Annotated in this window: 19 protein-coding genes; 13 read left to right on the top strand and 6 right to left on the bottom strand. The window is 68.9% G+C overall.

Annotated features, from left to right (window positions below; all coding sequences use genetic code 11):
* Positions 1 to 136 precede the first annotated feature (136 nt).
* Positions 137 to 2,083, top strand: a complete 1,947-nt coding sequence (locus ABZW96_RS17295) for a UvrD-helicase domain-containing protein (RefSeq protein ID WP_355075656.1) — start codon at positions 137 to 139, stop codon at positions 2,081 to 2,083.
* Between the two features lie 65 nt (positions 2,084 to 2,148).
* On the opposite strand, the gene ABZW96_RS17290 is transcribed toward ABZW96_RS17295, so the two are convergent.
* A complete protein-coding gene (locus ABZW96_RS17290; RefSeq protein WP_355075654.1) occupies positions 2,149 to 3,129 on the bottom strand; it encodes a sigma-70 family RNA polymerase sigma factor in 981 nt (326 codons plus the stop codon).
* 156 nt (positions 3,130 to 3,285) lie between these two features.
* On the opposite strand from ABZW96_RS17290, the gene ABZW96_RS17285 reads away from it, so the two are divergent.
* From ABZW96_RS17285 to ABZW96_RS17275, 3 genes are all read left to right on the top strand, one after another.
* On the top strand, positions 3,286 to 3,675 hold the full coding sequence (locus ABZW96_RS17285; RefSeq protein WP_355075652.1) for a PPOX class F420-dependent oxidoreductase: 390 nt from the start codon (positions 3,286 to 3,288) through the stop codon (positions 3,673 to 3,675).
* 62 nt (positions 3,676 to 3,737) lie between these two features.
* Positions 3,738 to 4,112, top strand: a complete 375-nt coding sequence (locus ABZW96_RS17280; RefSeq protein WP_355075650.1) for a hypothetical protein — start codon at positions 3,738 to 3,740, stop codon at positions 4,110 to 4,112.
* A 58-nt stretch (positions 4,113 to 4,170) separates the two neighbouring features.
* A complete protein-coding gene (locus tag ABZW96_RS17275; RefSeq protein ID WP_355075648.1) occupies positions 4,171 to 4,899 on the top strand; it encodes a VIT family protein in 729 nt (242 codons plus the stop codon).
* Between the two features lie 97 nt (positions 4,900 to 4,996).
* Here the strand turns inward: ABZW96_RS17275 and ABZW96_RS17270 are convergent, their stop codons facing one another.
* Together ABZW96_RS17270 and ABZW96_RS17265 are read right to left on the bottom strand one after the other, a co-directional pair.
* Positions 4,997 to 5,170: a CsbD family protein gene (locus ABZW96_RS17270; RefSeq protein WP_355075646.1), complete on the bottom strand. Its 174-nt coding sequence runs from the start codon at positions 5,168 to 5,170 to the stop codon at positions 4,997 to 4,999.
* A gap of 8 nt (positions 5,171 to 5,178) precedes the next feature.
* Positions 5,179 to 5,334, bottom strand: a complete 156-nt coding sequence (locus ABZW96_RS17265; protein ID WP_086006372.1) for a DUF6131 family protein — start codon at positions 5,332 to 5,334, stop codon at positions 5,179 to 5,181.
* Between the two features lie 319 nt (positions 5,335 to 5,653).
* Here ABZW96_RS17265 and ABZW96_RS17260 point away from each other — a divergent pair, with 319 nt between their 5' ends.
* The 6 genes from ABZW96_RS17260 (at position 5,654) to ABZW96_RS17235 (ending at position 9,702) form a co-directional block, all read left to right on the top strand.
* A complete protein-coding gene (locus ABZW96_RS17260) occupies positions 5,654 to 5,899 on the top strand; it encodes a hypothetical protein (RefSeq protein ID WP_355075644.1) in 246 nt (81 codons plus the stop codon).
* Positions 5,896 to 6,090 carry a heavy-metal-associated domain-containing protein gene (locus ABZW96_RS17255; RefSeq protein ID WP_067802986.1) on the top strand — a complete coding sequence of 65 codons (195 nt, stop codon included), beginning with the start codon at positions 5,896 to 5,898 and terminating at the stop codon, positions 6,088 to 6,090. The genes ABZW96_RS17260 and ABZW96_RS17255 overlap by 4 nt, the downstream gene beginning before the upstream one ends.
* A 71-nt stretch (positions 6,091 to 6,161) precedes the next feature.
* Positions 6,162 to 7,328, top strand: coding sequence for a cytochrome P450 (locus tag ABZW96_RS17250; protein WP_355075643.1), 1,167 nt, complete (start codon positions 6,162 to 6,164; stop codon positions 7,326 to 7,328).
* 164 nt (positions 7,329 to 7,492) lie between these two features.
* On the top strand, positions 7,493 to 7,936 hold the full coding sequence (locus ABZW96_RS17245) for a hypothetical protein (protein ID WP_355075641.1): 444 nt from the start codon (positions 7,493 to 7,495) through the stop codon (positions 7,934 to 7,936).
* 3 nt (positions 7,937 to 7,939) lie between these two features.
* The gene (locus tag ABZW96_RS17240) at positions 7,940 to 8,497 is read left to right on the top strand and encodes a hypothetical protein (protein ID WP_355075639.1); all 558 of its coding nucleotides are present in this window, start codon (positions 7,940 to 7,942) and stop codon (positions 8,495 to 8,497) included.
* A 2-nt stretch (positions 8,498 to 8,499) separates the two neighbouring features.
* A complete protein-coding gene (locus ABZW96_RS17235; protein WP_355075637.1) occupies positions 8,500 to 9,702 on the top strand; it encodes an MAB_1171c family putative transporter in 1,203 nt (400 codons plus the stop codon).
* 2 nt (positions 9,703 to 9,704) lie between these two features.
* On the opposite strand, the gene ABZW96_RS17230 is transcribed toward ABZW96_RS17235, so the two are convergent.
* Positions 9,705 to 10,706: a DUF418 domain-containing protein gene (locus ABZW96_RS17230; RefSeq protein ID WP_355075636.1), complete on the bottom strand. Its 1,002-nt coding sequence runs from the start codon at positions 10,704 to 10,706 to the stop codon at positions 9,705 to 9,707.
* Positions 10,707 to 10,822: 116 nt separating this feature from the next.
* On the opposite strand from ABZW96_RS17230, the gene ABZW96_RS17225 reads away from it, so the two are divergent.
* Both ABZW96_RS17225 and ABZW96_RS17220 read left to right on the top strand, forming a co-directional pair.
* On the top strand, positions 10,823 to 11,314 hold the full coding sequence (locus tag ABZW96_RS17225) for a MarR family transcriptional regulator (protein WP_355075635.1): 492 nt from the start codon (positions 10,823 to 10,825) through the stop codon (positions 11,312 to 11,314).
* A complete protein-coding gene (locus ABZW96_RS17220) occupies positions 11,311 to 11,691 on the top strand; it encodes a DUF5313 family protein (RefSeq protein ID WP_355075633.1) in 381 nt (126 codons plus the stop codon). The genes ABZW96_RS17225 and ABZW96_RS17220 overlap by 4 nt, the downstream gene beginning before the upstream one ends.
* Before the next feature lie 120 nt (positions 11,692 to 11,811).
* Here the strand turns inward: ABZW96_RS17220 and ABZW96_RS17215 are convergent, their stop codons facing one another.
* Positions 11,812 to 12,903 (bottom strand): ionic transporter y4hA, encoded by a 1,092-nt coding sequence (locus tag ABZW96_RS17215; RefSeq protein WP_355075631.1) that lies wholly within the window; start codon positions 12,901 to 12,903, stop codon positions 11,812 to 11,814.
* A 70-nt stretch (positions 12,904 to 12,973) separates the two neighbouring features.
* The gene (locus ABZW96_RS17210; protein ID WP_355075629.1) at positions 12,974 to 13,369 is read right to left on the bottom strand and encodes a nitroreductase/quinone reductase family protein; all 396 of its coding nucleotides are present in this window, start codon (positions 13,367 to 13,369) and stop codon (positions 12,974 to 12,976) included.
* A gap of 518 nt (positions 13,370 to 13,887) precedes the next feature.
* On the opposite strand from ABZW96_RS17210, the gene ABZW96_RS17205 reads away from it, so the two are divergent.
* On the top strand, positions 13,888 to 14,550 hold the full coding sequence (locus ABZW96_RS17205; protein WP_355075627.1) for a PhoU domain-containing protein: 663 nt from the start codon (positions 13,888 to 13,890) through the stop codon (positions 14,548 to 14,550).
* The last annotated feature ends 12 nt before the right edge of the window (positions 14,551 to 14,562 follow it).

The following is a 14,562-nucleotide window of genomic DNA, read 5'->3' as shown; positions in this document are numbered from 1 at the left end:
CAGGCCGACAACGGTCCGGTGTCCGATCCGCCCGTTTCGATAACGGTTGTCCCGGAAAGCCCTCGGCGCATTCCCTCCTCGACGCGGTGTCTTTACCGTCGAAGACGGGGTAGGTGTGCACCGGAAGGGGGACTCCATGAACGCCTGGCTTTCGCGTGTCACGGACACGCTGACCCGCATTCCCGGCCTGACATCGCACCAGCGCACATTTCTCGCCGAGGCGCTGGCCGAACCGGGCCGATACCTGCTCGTCCATCGCGACCCCGTGGACCTGCCCGCCACGCACGCCCATGCGTTGCTGTTCTGCGGGACAGGACTTTTCGCGTTGCGCTTCGCCGAGGGCGTCCCGGCCGAACTCGACGAGATCCACCGCGACGTCGAGGCACGATTCGGCCGATTGCAGTTCGGGCGCGAGAAGCTGGTCCCCCATGACGTGCAGCTCGTCCTGCTCGTACCCGCCGGAATCGGGGTGCGCGTGGACGGCCGGTTCGCCGTGGCCGGGCCGGGCGAGCTCGATCGGGTGATCCGCGCACGGCAGCGGCACTTGCGACCCACCCGGGTACAGGCCATCGCGAACACCGTCGCCCACCAGTCGGCCCGCGAATACGACTTGCTGGAGTTCGAGGAAGCGGCGCAGGGCGCAGCGGATCCCGCTCTGCTCGATCGGTCGGAGGTGCTCGCGCCGCAGCGGAATACGGCGTTGCAGAGGCCGTTCCAGCACTGGATGACCTTCCTGGATCCCGAACAGGAGATCCTGGTCGCGCGCAACTACACCGGCCCCGCGCGGCTGACCGGCCCTGCGGGCACCGGGAAGACCGTCGTGGCGCTGCACCGAATGGCCAGGCAGGCGCGGCGATCCACCGGCCGTCAGCTGTACACGACGTTCGTGAAGACGCTCGCGAACTGCCAGGAGACCTACTTCCGCAGGCTCGCCCCGGGAACCGAGAGCCGCGTCCAGTTCGCCGGTCTGCACGCCTGGGCCCTGGATTTCCTCGCACAGCGGATCGCCGCGCCGAAACTCGACCCGCACGGAGCCGACCGCGTGTTCAGCCGCGTCTGGGAACGGGCGAGGGCCGACTTCGAGGACATCGAGCCGCGCGCGAGCTATTGGCGGGAGGAGATCGACCGGGTGATCAAGGGGCGCGAGATCGACGACTTGGACGTCTACCAGCGCGCGGACCGATACGGGCGCAACGGTGTTCGTCTCGGCGACGACCGGCGCGCCGACGTGTGGCACAAGCTGTACGTGCCGTACGTCAGCGAGATGCGCGAGCGGGGCATCTCCGACTACAGCGACGTCATCGCCATCGCGCTGGCCGAGATCCGCAACGAACCGCTCCCGGAACCCTATGACGCGGTCGTCGTCGACGAGGTGCAGGACATCACGCTGGCCGGGCTGCGGCTGGCCCACGCCATCGCGGGCGGCAACGGGTCGAGTCCGCTGCTGCTGCTCGGCGACGGCCAGCAGCAGGTGTACGCCGGAGGCTGGCGCATGGCCGAGGCGGGCATCGATCTGCGCGGCCGCGGCGAGATCCTGCGGGTGAACTACCGCAACCGCCGCCGCGTCTGGGAGAACGCCGCGGGCATCGATGCGGTGAACGAGCTCGGCGATTTCGACGACGCGCCCGGCGTGCCGCTGCGCGATGCCGACGTCACCCTGCCCGACGGCGTGGTGCGGATCTGGCGTGGACCGGATCAGTACCTGGAGGCCGCGCTGGTCGACGGTATTCGCGGATGCGGAAAGCCGTTGTCGGATATCGCAGTACTCACCCGGACGCGGCACGAGGCCGGGCGGCTCGCCGGGGCGCTGGAGGCCGTCGGCATCGCGACACTGCCCCTGGAGGACTACGACGGAACACCGCGGGCGGCGGTCAAGGTCGGCACGGTGCATCGCGCCAAGGGGCTCGATTTCGCGGCGGTCTTCCATCCGACCTGGCCCGCGGGCGCGGACTCACGCACCGGCGCGGGACGCGAACGAGCCGAACTCGCCGAACGGCAGAAGCTCGTCGCGATCACCAGGGCGCGGGATTACGCCTGGATCGGAATTCGAGACGACCGGCCGGAGATCCAGCGCGGCCGATAGCGCTCCACGACCGATCCGACTCCCGGCAAGAAGTACCGCGCACGTGCGAGTATCGCGACCTTCGTTCACCCGAGGACCGGGGCGAAGCCGAACGCGGTGACCAGATCCGGGTCGCCGAACGCGGTGATCCGGATGATCGAGTCCGTGGTCGTGGTGAGCACCGCGACGCCGAAAGCGCGGTAGACGCAATCCGATTGCCGGTGATAGGCGACCGCGGCGAGCTGCCCGTTCGCCGCGGCCGGGAACAGCAACCACGCGCCGGGAGCGCCGAGGACGTGCTCGGCCAGGTAGGCGACGCACGTCCGCTTACCCGAGAACCAGGTGGCCGACGGCGGCATCTCCAGCACGGCGTCCCGGTGCAGCAGTCGTTCGATGGCGGCCGGGTCGGCGCGTCGGAAGGCCGTCAGATACTCCTCGAGCAGCGCGCGCTGCCCCGGCTCGCTCGGCGGCACCGCCTGCTCGGCCGCCGCCGATACCTCCGTCAACCGGGCTCGCGCGCGCTGCAATGTGCTCTTCACCGCCGCGGTGCTGGTGTCGAGCACTCCGGCGACTTCGGCCGCGGGCATACCGAGCACGTCGCGCAGCAACAGCACCGCACGCTGCCTGCCGTTCAGGTGTTGCAGGCATGCGATCAGCGCCAGGCGCAGGCTGTCGCGAGCCACCGCGACACCCGCCGGGTCCGCCGAGTCCGGCGTCACCAGGGTGTCCGGCAGCGGCTCGAGCCACCGTACGCCCGCCGCGGCCACGGGCCGCGCCGACGGGTCCGTGCCCGCAGCGCCGAGACCGGACGGCAGCACGCGCCGACCGTGGTGCTCGAGCGCGGTCAGGCACGCGTTCGTGGCGATCCGGTAGAGCCAGGTCCGCACCGAGGAGCGGCCCTCGAAGGCGCCGAACGAACGCCAAGCCCGCAAATAGGTCTCCTGCACCACGTCTTCGGCGTCGTGGATCGAGCCGAGCATGCGATAGCAGTGCGCGAGCAGTTCCCGGCGATACGACTGAGTACTGCGAGTGAATTCGGTGTCCGGTAGCGCACTGGTCGAGGTCATCCGCGAGTCCTTTCCCGGTTCACTACGCGTGAGCCGTCGCAGATATGGACCGGACGGGATCCGAAAAAGAATCGCTCTGGGCGATTCCTTCCGATCGCGGCGGAAGTCAGCATTACGGGAATCACCGTGATTCCGCACCGACCGAGGAGACTTCCGATGCAACTCGACGACATCGTGCGCACCCTGATCGACGGCCCGCACGCCGCCGTACTGGCCACCGCGAACGCGGACGGCCGTCCGCAGTCCTCGGTGATCTTCGTCGACCACGACGGCGACACCCTGCTGTTCAGCACGATCGAAGGACGCCTGAAGACCCGCAACATGCGGCGCGATCCGCGGGTGAGCCTGCTGGTGCTCAGCCGCGCCGACGGCCGCTACGCGGAGGTGCGCGGCCGGGTGGAGCTCACCGACGACCCGGACAAGACCCTGCTCACCGCGATGTACGCCAAGTACATGGGCGGCGCGACGCCGCCACCGGAACCGGAGGCGCGGCGGGTGATCGTGCGGATCGTGCCGGAGCGCGTCTACGTCTTCCCGCCCGCTTGAATCGTCACTGGGAAGGCGCGATTCGGCCGCTAGACTCTCCGGACGACTGGGAAGGGGGCCGCATGGACGCGGTTATCAAGGAGGTCGCCGAGGAGGGCAAGCGGCTGATCGACCGGGCTTGGCTCGGCGAGCTCAGCCGCGACCAGGCCGTGCACATGTTCGTCCAGGTCGGCGACGGCATGGTGCGCTACGAGACGGCGCTGACCATCATCGACGACGGTGTGCAACGGCTGGCCGCCAACGCCAGGCGGCTGCGGATCCTCCGCTGGTGCGCCGTGCTGGAGTTTCCGGTGTTCGGCGCGTTCGCCGTACTGGCGGTTCTGGTCGGGGATTTCACCACCGCCGGACTCTCGGTGCTGTTCCTGCTGATTCTCCAGATCATCCACCGCACGATGCCGCCGCATCCGTTGGCGGTTCCCCACCAACCCCGCGCTTAACCGTTCGAGCTGTCGCGATTCCCGCCCGCGTCACACGGTGGTGATTAGGGTGCGTTTCATGGATCGCACGACCGACGCCTCCGGCGCACATCCGCACGAACCGCACGGCAACGGCTTCGCGTCCAAACTCAACTGGCTGCGCGCCGGTGTGCTCGGCGCGAACGACGGCATCGTGTCCACCGCGGGTCTGGTCGTCGGCGTCGCGGCGGCCACCACCGATACACCGGCCTTGTTCACCGCGGGCATCGCGGGTCTGACGGCTGGCGCGATCTCCATGGCGGTGGGCGAATACGTCTCGGTCAGCACTCAGCGCGATTCCGAGCGGGCTCTGCTGGCGAAAGAGCGCAGGGAGCTGCGCGACGAGCCGGACTACGAGCTGATCGAGCTCACCGGGATCTACCAGGCAAAAGGGCTGACGCCCGAAACGGCGCGCAAGGTCGCCGAGGAACTCACCGCGCACGACGCCTTCACCGCGCACGCGGAGGCCGAACTGGGCCTGAATCCCGCCGAGCTGACCAACCCCTGGCTGGCGGCGTTCTCCTCGGCGGTGGCCTTCACCCTCGGCGCGCTGCTGCCGTTGCTGGCCATCCTGCTGCCGCCGGTCGACGCGCGTATTCCGGTGACGTTCGCGGCCGTGCTCGCCGCGCTCGCGCTCACCGGGTCGGTCAGCGCCCGGTTGGGGGGAAGTGCCCGTGGCCGGGCGGTGGTCCGGGTGGTGCTCGGCGGCGCGCTGGCGATGGCCGTCACCTACGGCATCGGACAACTCGCCGGAATCGCCGGAGTCTGACGCGCACGCGAGAATTCGAACTTTTCCTTCGCGAGAACACGACAATGCCGGGCGGAGGCCATCGGCCTTCGCCCGGCACCGGTCGAGCGGTGCGCGGTCAGCGCTTGAACGCGTCCCGCACCTTGTCCGCGGCGCGTTTCAGATTGCCGCGGGCCTGCTCCCGCCGCCCCTCGGCCTCCAGCCGGGAGTTGCCGGTCGCACGGCCGACGAATTTCTTCACGCTGCCCCTGGTCGCTTGCACTTGATGCGCGAGGCGATCTTCGAACTTCATGCGGAACCCTAGTAGTACCAGCGGCGGCCACCCACCGGACGGCCCACCGAACCGGCCACCAGCAGCACGAGCCCGATGATCAGCACGATGATGCCCGCCGTGGTGAGCAGCCCGATTCCGAGCAGCCAACCCAAGACCAGGAGGATGAGGCCGAGAATGATCATTGTCGTATTCCTTTTCTTCTCAATTATTTCGCGGTCACGGGTTTCGAGGTCGATACCGTGGCGCCGCGATCGGTGCGGGCAGTACCCGAACCGCCTGTGCGCAACCACCGCCGCCAAGCCGGCTCCTGCGAGGTGCGTTCCACCGGCGCGGTAGTGCCTGCGGCCAGATCGCGCCGCACCGCCGCCATCTCGCGACGGGACTGTGCGCGGCCACGCCGCGGCGGGTGACCCGCCAGGCGCCGGATAGGACGAGGGCCAGTCCGAACGCCCCGATCGCACCGAGCGTTACTCCGTAACCGAACAGTGCTCCGGTGGAACCGTGGAAGTGATAGTCGAATACCGCGAAATCGCTCGTCAGTTGCTGAGCGGGGCCGGTGTTGCCCACTACCGCGGCCACTCCGATAATCACGGCCGCGATCAAGGCGATGAGCCCGATGATGATGATCATGGCAATCCCTGTTGCGTCGAGTCGTTTGACAACCCGGCTATTCCCGGGGTCTCCACGATCAAACGGGACGGAAAGGAAAGTTTGAGCGAGCGCGATCGGTCAATGCGAATTACATGACGTACACGGTTACTCTGCACAACGTTACCCGCGAGTCCGCGTCCGCGATCGAATCGTCACTGCGCGGCGTCAACGGTATCGATTCCGTCGACATCGACGTGGCCTCGGAGCGCGCGCTCGTGAACTCGACCACGCTGACCTACGGTGAAGTCCTCGACGCGATCCGGCAGACCGGAGCCGCCGCCTCCTGATCGGCGCGCAGCACGCACCGGCAGCCCTCGGCAGCCACCGTCCCCAGGACACAGTGCGGGATGATGGGCGAGTGACGGATGTGTTCGACTCCGACTTCGCCCGTAACCCGTGGCCCACGCTCGAGCGACTGCGCATCGAAGGGGGCGTTCACCGCGTTCGCACGCCCGATGGGCCACCGGCCTGGCTGGTGACGCGATACCGCGACGTACGGGCCGGGCTGCTGGATGAGCGGCTCTCCACTCGGGTCCGGTATGCCCAGGGAGACGACTACCGGGGCTTCTCGGTGCCGCCACCGCTGGACGCGATGCTCAGTGCCGCGCCGGCCGACCATGCACGCCTGCGCGGTCTGGTGACCTCCGAGTTGTCGCCACGCCGATTGGCCGAGTGGACCGACCGCGCGCCCCGCTTGGTGGATTCGCTGCTGCACGAGGATGATTCGGGCGAGACCGTCGATCTCGTCGAGCGGCTTGCCGTGCCGCTTCCCGCCGCCGTGCTGGGCGAACTACTCGGCCTCGACGACCACACTGCCGAACGCCTTCGCGGCTGGGCGCATTCGACGCTACTGCCGTCGGCCGCACCACCGCGCGCCCGCGACACCCTGGCCACCATGCTCGCGATCATCGCGGACGCCACCGCGCGCGCACCGCGCTCCGACACCGCGCTGGGGCGCTGGGTAGGCGCACACCGGGCCTGCGGGTCGCCGACCGGTGCTGAGCTGACCGGGCTGCTGTTCTACCTGCTGTTCGTCTGGTACGAAGTGCTCGCCGATCTGATCGCCGGTTCGGTGCTCACCTTGCTCGGCAGTCCGGGCCTGCGGCAGACGTGGTACGCCCTGGGCGACAAGCGATCAGCCGTGGACGAGCTGCTGCGGCATCTCTCCCCGCAGGTGCTGGCCGGACCGCGCTTCGCGACCACCGACCTGGTCATCGGCGACACGACGATCGCCGCTGGACAGACGGTACTGCTGTGCCTGGCATCGGCCAACCACGATCCCGAAATCTTCCCGCGCCCAGCGGTACCGGACCTCGCCAGGGACCGCGCGGACCAGCTCGCGCTCGGTTACGGCATGCACGCCTGCTTGGGGAACGCGCTGGTACACACCGTCACCGCGGCCGCTCTCGAGCACGTCCTCACGCGATGGCCGGATGCGGCGCTCGCGGTGGACGAACGAGAGATCGCCTGGCGCTCCGGTTTCCGCCATCGCGGACCACTGACACTACCGGTGCGGCTCCGATGAAATGGGGCGAGCGACGATGATCGCCCCACCTGCTACCGCTCTGGGATGCCGGGCCTCTCGTGGCCGACGCCCCTTCGGGGGCGACCACACCGGCATGTGCTGGCGGAGCAGGGACGAGTATGATCTACGCCACAGGCCCTGTCAACCACAGGAGACACGCTGATATGGGGGACGGCTTACACCCGTTTACACGGGCTCTCAACACGCTCATCAACGGAATACACCCGCCCGCAGGCAAAGACGGGCGACCGCAGGAGATCACCCACCGGGCGCTCGCCGAAGACATCCACCGCACCACCGGAACGCGCCTGTCCGCCAACTACCTCTGGAAGCTGCGCACCGGGCAGGCAGTGAACCCGTCCTACGAGACGCTGGAGGTGTTGCGCGGCTACTTCGGGCTCGACAGCCTGGATCCGTTCACCGACCCGCGACTGGCGGCAGCGCGCGGCAGCGAATTGGCATTGATCAACGCGCTCAAGGGAAATGCCGAACACGAGGTACTCGAACTGGTGCTGCGCGACGGGCTGCAACAGGGTACGGTCCGCGCTGAATCGGTGCTGGCGATGCTGGACATCCTGCGACGCATCGAGAACGAGCACAACGGGTGAGCGATGCGGATCGCGGCTTGGAGCAAGGACGGAGGTGACCAGCCGGTGCTGGATCGTCGCTGGCTGCGCCGGGAGCTGCGCGCCATGGGACTGCCCGGCCGGTTCACCGTCGGCGAGCTGGCCGAGGCCGTCGCCGAGCGGCGCGCCCGTCCCCTGCGGCTGCGCCCGGAGAGCTTCCCGGTCACCGGCCTGACCGGCGGCCTGCTGGTCACCGACGCGATCGATTTCATCGCCTATCAGCGCAACACCTCCAAGATGCATCAGGATCACATCGTCTGTCACGAGCTCGGCCATCTGCTCGCCGGGCACCGCACCGTCGACGTGCGCGGCGCGGAAGCCGTGCGGCTGCTCGCGCCGAACATCGACCCCGCGGTCGTGCGGCGCATGCTCGGGCGCACCAGCTACGCGCAGCCACAGGAACGCGAGGCCGAAAACATCGCGAATATGCTGATGACGCACCACATCACGCAGTGGACGGCACGGGAGGAGTGGGTCCTGCCCGATTCCGCCCCGGTCGCCGCGCGCCGACTGCTGGACGCGCTGGGGCCGGGGCAGGGCTGAGCATGTGGTTCGCGCTGGTGTACGGCGGCGTGGGCGTCTTCGCCTTCGCGGCGTTCCTGTGGCGAACCGGTCTGGCCCTGCGCAACCCGGGCAATCCCGCGCGCTGGGCGGTCGCGTTCGCCATCCTCGCGGCGGGCATCGGGTTCGAAGCGGCTGTGCCGCGCACCTATACCTGGATCGATGACGTCTCCGGCGTGCCCAACCTGGCGTCCCTGGTGGTGTACGGGGCCATCGCGGGCGCGGTGCTCGCCCAGGTGGTCTGGACCGGGTTCATGGTGGCGGAGCGGGAACCGGACGCGAGCGCGGCACGGCGCGTGCTCGTCCTGCCGATGCTCGTGCCCGTCGTGCTGGCGGCGCTGTTCACGACGGCGCCGGTGCACGACGAGAGTCATCCCACCGACTTCGACGACCACTACGCGAAAGCCCCGCTGGCGGTGGCGTTCCTCGGCGTCTACCTCACCGTCTACTCGGCGGCGCTGATCCGCATCATCGTGTTGTGCCGCCGGTGGATGGGCGAGGTCGATCGAATCTGGTTGCGCCGCGGCCTGCGGTTGCTCGCGCTCGGCAGCGCCGTCGCGCTCGGCTACAGCGTGGGCAAGGTGATCGCGATCGGCGCGGCGTGGTTCGGTATCGATCTGCGCCGCCTCAACACCGATATCGCGCCCGCGTTCGCGAGCCTGGGCGCCACCGTCATGCTGATCGGCTACCTGTGCCCCTCGTTGGCGCCGTGGCTGCTGCACACCACCGCCCGGCTGCGGGCGCTGCCGCGGCTGCGCCCGTTGTGGCTGGCCCTGCGCGAGGTGGACCCGGAACTGGCGCATTTGCCGGACCGGCGCGGCACGGCGGCACGAGATCGGGTGTACCGCAGGGTGATCGAGATACGGGACTGGCTGTTGCGGTTACGACCGCATCTGTCCGCCGAAGCGGTGGCGATCGCCGAGCGGTTGGCGACCGAACTGGAGATCCCGGATCGCAACAGAGCCGCCGCTATCGAGGCCGCCAGCATCGCCGCGGCGCTACGGGCGCACCGGCTCGGTCTGCCGCCCACCGGCGACGACCAGTCGTTCCGTGAACCGAGTCGACCCACACTGGCCGCCGAGTCGGCCTGGCTGGTCGAGGTCGCCGTCCAATTCGCTACGGGGCCGTTGGTTTCGGCGACCCTGGCCGAACTGGAGAACACCGGCGATCCGGCGGCCCCGCGCTGAACTCAGTACGGACGGCTCGGCACGCGCGTCCGCCGGATCGGCACCACCGTCCACCAGGTGACGCAGCGCCACACCCATTCCAGCGGGCCGTACTCGAACAACCGCAACCACACGGCACTGCACACCGCTTGCACCGCGATGATCCCGACCGCCAACCCGAGCACCGCCGCGTAGCTGCCGGAGCCGGACAGGCCGAGACGCGGTGCCGCGAGCAGGATCAGCGCGGTGGCGCCGACGTAGTTGGTCAAAGCCAGGCGACCCAGCGGCCGCAACACCTCCGCCAGTACCTGGCCCGGCTCGATGCGCAGCAACAGCAGCAGCCCGGTGACATAGGCCAGAGCGCCCAGTAGACCCGCGATAGCCACGGCGGGAGTGGACCACAGCTCCAGATACGGTGTGCGGTATTCCCACCTGCCCGCCACTATCGCGGCGGGCAGGGCGAGGGCGAAGACCGCGGCGATCTGCCAGCCCCGCTCATCGAGTGTGTCCACGATCCCGGCGCGCGCGGTGGCCAGGCCGAGCAGGAACAACCCCGGCGCCAGGGCCAGCCCGCCGCCGAGGGCCAGCGCTACGCCGAATGTTCCTACCAGTCCCGCCAGCAGCACCGCCCAGTTCGGCAGCGCCGAGGCGGGCAGCAGGATCGCCAGCCCGGCCAGCGCGTACGGCAGCAGCGCCTCACCCGGCTGGAACTGCTGATGGACCAGGCCGATCACCCCGAGCGCGAGCAAGCGGCGGATCAGGACCAGTCGCGGGCGCTCGCTCCGTTCCTCGGCACTGTCCAGCAGCAGTGCGAAGCCGATCCCGAACAGGAACGAGAAGATCGGGAAGAACCGTCCCTCGAACACCACCGACAGCGTGTGCCGGATCGGTAGCACCACGCCCGATTCGTCCGTCGCCGCGATGTCGGTGATCCGCCAGATGTTCACCACCAGCATGCCGCACAGCGCGAAGCCACGAACCGCGTCGAGTTCCTCGATGCGTAGCGGACCCGCGTCGTGGTGCATGGATTCACGGTATCCAGCGGCGGCCCCGAAGCCGGTATCTCGCGCCGAGATGTCGCCCACATTGATTAACACACGAACTATTCATGCGCTAATTTAGCGGTAGACAAGGAGGACCGATGGAGACCGAGATCGAGGATCCGCTGCGCCTGGACCGGCAGGTGTGCTTCGCGCTGGCCGTGGCCAATCGCGCGGTGCTGGCCGTCTACCGTCCGCTGCTCGAACCGCTCGGGCTCACCCACCCGCAGTATCTGGTGATGCTGGCGCTCTGGGGCGAGGCGCCGATGTCGGTGAAAGCGATCGCCGAGGCCATCCAGCTCGACTCCCCCACACTGTCCCCGCTGCTCAAACGCCTCGAAGCCGCCGGGCTGATCAGTCGCGAACGCGACAGCCGAGACGAGCGCAACCTTGTGGTGAACCTCACCCCGGCCGGAGCCGAACTGCGCGCGAAGGCCGAGCGGATACCGCCCGCCGTCGTCCAACGCCTCGGCGTGACCCTGGCCGACCTCGAGCAGTTGCGCGATGTCCTCACCCGGGTGAACGAGGCGGCCCGCCGGTCGATGCTCGCCGAGCCCCACGCCCCGTCCTCGAACACAGGAGCCCGGTCATGACCCGACAGCAACGACGGCCAGGTCCGATCCAGTGGATCGGCTACGCCTTCGGCCGCCGCCTGCCCGATTCGATGCGTGAGTGGGTGCGCGACGACCTGACCGGCAGGTTCGCTGCCACCCGGCACGTGCTGCGCGGAATGGTGCCGTTCACACCCCTGTTCGCGGTGTTCCTCCTCTTCCCCGGCGAGCTGTGGCTACGCGGCGCGATGGTCCTGCTGGCGCTGCTGCTGGCCCTGTTCTACACGATCGCTTTCATGCCGATGAACCGTGCGCATCGGCTCGCGAAGCACGGCTTGCCCGCGGATCTGGAGAATCCGCAGCGCGCGCAGCGCCGAGCGCTGGAACGAGCCAGGTACGCGGCTCAGCACCCACACTGAGCGCACGGCTCGCGGCCACCGAAGGCGGGATGTCTTCCGTCCGGCGGTCCCCGTGCTCGCACCGCTAGAACCGCACCAATTCGGCGGTGCCCGCGTCGAGGCGCTCGTCTGAGCCGTCCGCTAAGGGCTGGCGGCGAGGCCGACGAAGGCGGCGAACACCGCCAGGTGGACGCCGCCCTGCAGCAGCGTGGCCCGCCCCGGAACGATCGTCAGCCCACCGACCACGACGGTCAGCGCCAGCAGCACCATCTGCGTCGCCCCCAAGCCGAGCACCAAGGGGCCCTCCAGCCAGATGCTGGCCACGGCGATCGCCGGAATGGTGAGGCCGATGCTCGCCATGGCCGAACCCAGCGCCAGATTGAGACCGATCTGCACCTGGTCGCGGCGCGCGGCTCGCACCGCGGCGATCGTCTCGGGCAGCAGCACCAGCAACGCGATCACCACGCCGACCGCCGATTGCGGCAGCCCCGCCGACTGGACCGCCGATTCCACGGCGGGCGAGACCACCTTCGCCAGCCCCACCACGCAGACCAGGGCGACCAGCAGCAGACCGAGGCTGGTGACGGCGTCGCGCACGGTAGGTGGCTCGACACGCTCGTCGTCCTCGGCGACGACGCCGTCCGCCTCCACCGGCAGGAAGTCGTCCGGATGACGCACGGTCTGCACCATCACGAACAAGCCGTACAGCGCGAGCGAGGCCACCGCGGCGAAGGCCAGCTGCGCGGGCGAGAACTCCGGGCCGGGTTTGCTCGTGGTGAAGGTCGGCAACACGAGGCTGAGCGTGGCCAGCGTCGCGACGGTGGCCAGCGCCGCACCGGTGCCTTCGGCGTTGAACACCGCCACGCGCCTGCGCAACGCCCCCACCAGCAGGCAGAGACCGAGGATGCCGTTGCAGGTGATCATCGCCGCGGCGAAGACCGTGTCGCGGGCCAAGGTCGCGGTCTTGTCACCGCCCTGGGTCATCAGCGTGAGGATGAGCGCGACTTCGATCACGGTCACCGCGACGGCCAGCACCAGCGAGCCGAACGGCTCACCGACCCGGCGCGCCACCACCTCCGCGTGATGAACCGCCGAGAGCACCGCCCCGATCAACGCCACCACCACAACCGTCACCGCGACACCGGGCAGACTTCGGCCCCAGGTGACCGCGAGCGCGACAACGGCGAGCAATGGTACGAGCACGGTCCAACGGGCGATCAACAGACGGATCATGCCCACCATGGTTCCAGCAAATTGCTCGCATCCAGGTCAGGCGACTAATGTCCCGACCCTGCTGGCGGGTTCAGTCGTCCAGATCGATGCGCAGCGTGAGCAGGTCGGTGCCGACCAACCGGACGGCCGCGCTGTTGGCGCGCGGCAGGGCCGCCAACCGGGCACGCGGGTCGTCGTCGGGCAGCAGGTGGGCGGTGCCCGCGTGCCAGCGGCCGTGCAGCCGCAGCCGGACTCGATTGTCCGCCTTGATGTTTCGCACATACTGGGATCGCTCGCCGAACTCGGAGACCAGCCAGAATTCCCGGCCGATCTTCCGTCCGCCGATCGGAGTGATCCGCGGCTGCCCGCTCACCCGGCCGGTGGTCTCCAACAGAGTCTGCCCGGGCAGCGTACTGAGGATCGGATTGCCCAGTCGGCGCTGGAACGTCGTCACCACACGATGCTGGATATCGCGCAAGTTCGGCATGCCGCGACCGTAACACCGGGCGCACCGGTCGGCAGGCTTCGCCGCGTGCGCGATTCGGGCCTTGACCCGGGCACGGCCCCGCACGCGGCGGACCGCGGCAGCCACAGGAACCGGGACGCAAACGCCCGCCCATCGCGTCGCGCAGTGTCGACCGTCCACGCCGCCGCACCGAGCTGGACAGGGCACGCGGTGAGCAACCACGCGAGTCGCCATGCGCCGCAACAGCGCAATGTGATGCGCGGCATAGATCTCCGGTCGGGCAATGCATCTCCTCCGCTGCCCCGGCCGGCATGCGTGCGTGAGTGCCGCGACACGCACGCGCCGGTGCATCCGATCCGCCATAGCGTGTTCCGGCCGCGAAAGCACCGCTTGAACTGTGTTTTCCCGTCGTCCTCCTGGCGAAGCGATCGCGCGTGGTTCGCGTTCCCGTCCGCGACGGCATGTCGAGGCGATGTCGTTACCGAAGAACATCCGGCGAGGAATCGACCCCGCCCCGGTCGATAGGTGAGAATTTGGCGGTGCGCACCCAGTTCACTGCCGAGCTCATCGCGTTGACCAATGATCTGACGCTGATGTGCACGCTGGCCCACGACGCCGTCGAGCGTGTCACCGACGCGCTCGTCGACGCCGACCTCACCGCGACATACGAGGTCTTCGCGCTCGACGAGCAGTTGCAGAAGATGTACGGCGCATGCGAGGCGCGCACCGTGGTGTTACTGGCGCTACAGGCTCCGGTGGCCCGCGACCTGCGGCACGTGGTGACCGCGATCCAGATCGCCGGTGAGCTGTCTCGCATCGGCTGGCTCGCCAGCCGGGTCGCCGACAAGGTGTATCAGAGTCACCCCGGACACGCTGCCGAGCAACCCATCCTGGACATCCTCGCCGCGATGGGCAAGCTGGCGGCCGAGCGTACGGCTTTGGCCGGGCGAGCGGTCGCCGGTCGGCATCCGCTGCCGGAGGAGGAGACGCCTGCGGACCACTCGATGGAAACGCTGCACCGGCAACTGCATTCCGCGCTGCGCGACCCCGCGTCCCAGCCATCCACCGAAGTCGCGATCGACAACGCACTCTTGGGACACCACTTGGAGCGCTGTGCCGATCACACCGCGCGCATCGAGCGGCTCATCCGTTTCCTCGACACCGGGGTACCCCCGACCGCCCAGCCCACCGACGACGAGTGAATCCGCGTCCTA

The sequence above is a fragment of the Nocardia sp. NPDC004168 genome, from assembly GCF_040610355.1.
Taxonomy (GTDB): domain Bacteria; phylum Actinomycetota; class Actinomycetes; order Mycobacteriales; family Mycobacteriaceae; genus Nocardia; species Nocardia sichangensis.
Note: the sequence above shows the minus strand (reverse complement) of the source record. Positions and strands in the feature narration are given on the sequence as shown.

What these genes read in the sequence shown, in the direction of transcription:
- ABZW96_RS17295 (WP_355075656.1), top strand. Translation starts at nt 137, where the DNA reads ATGAACGCCTGGCTTTCGCGTGTCACGGACACGCTGACCCGCATTCCC.
- ABZW96_RS17290 (WP_355075654.1), bottom strand. Translation starts at nt 3,129, where the DNA reads ATGACCTCGACCAGTGCGCTACCGGACACCGAATTCACTCGCAGTACT.
- ABZW96_RS17285 (WP_355075652.1), top strand. Translation starts at nt 3,286, where the DNA reads ATGCAACTCGACGACATCGTGCGCACCCTGATCGACGGCCCGCACGCC.
- ABZW96_RS17280 (WP_355075650.1), top strand. Translation starts at nt 3,738, where the DNA reads ATGGACGCGGTTATCAAGGAGGTCGCCGAGGAGGGCAAGCGGCTGATC.
- ABZW96_RS17275 (WP_355075648.1), top strand. Translation starts at nt 4,171, where the DNA reads ATGGATCGCACGACCGACGCCTCCGGCGCACATCCGCACGAACCGCAC.
- ABZW96_RS17270 (WP_355075646.1), bottom strand. Translation starts at nt 5,170, where the DNA reads ATGAAGTTCGAAGATCGCCTCGCGCATCAAGTGCAAGCGACCAGGGGC.
- ABZW96_RS17265 (WP_086006372.1), bottom strand. Translation starts at nt 5,334, where the DNA reads ATGATCATTCTCGGCCTCATCCTCCTGGTCTTGGGTTGGCTGCTCGGA.
- ABZW96_RS17255 (WP_067802986.1), top strand. Translation starts at nt 5,896, where the DNA reads ATGACGTACACGGTTACTCTGCACAACGTTACCCGCGAGTCCGCGTCC.
- ABZW96_RS17245 (WP_355075641.1), top strand. Translation starts at nt 7,493, where the DNA reads ATGGGGGACGGCTTACACCCGTTTACACGGGCTCTCAACACGCTCATC.
- ABZW96_RS17240 (WP_355075639.1), top strand. Translation starts at nt 7,940, where the DNA reads ATGCGGATCGCGGCTTGGAGCAAGGACGGAGGTGACCAGCCGGTGCTG.
- ABZW96_RS17235 (WP_355075637.1), top strand. Translation starts at nt 8,500, where the DNA reads ATGTGGTTCGCGCTGGTGTACGGCGGCGTGGGCGTCTTCGCCTTCGCG.
- ABZW96_RS17230 (WP_355075636.1), bottom strand. Translation starts at nt 10,706, where the DNA reads ATGCACCACGACGCGGGTCCGCTACGCATCGAGGAACTCGACGCGGTT.
- ABZW96_RS17225 (WP_355075635.1), top strand. Translation starts at nt 10,823, where the DNA reads ATGGAGACCGAGATCGAGGATCCGCTGCGCCTGGACCGGCAGGTGTGC.
- ABZW96_RS17220 (WP_355075633.1), top strand. Translation starts at nt 11,311, where the DNA reads ATGACCCGACAGCAACGACGGCCAGGTCCGATCCAGTGGATCGGCTAC.
- ABZW96_RS17215 (WP_355075631.1), bottom strand. Translation starts at nt 12,903, where the DNA reads ATGATCCGTCTGTTGATCGCCCGTTGGACCGTGCTCGTACCATTGCTC.
- ABZW96_RS17210 (WP_355075629.1), bottom strand. Translation starts at nt 13,369, where the DNA reads ATGCCGAACTTGCGCGATATCCAGCATCGTGTGGTGACGACGTTCCAG.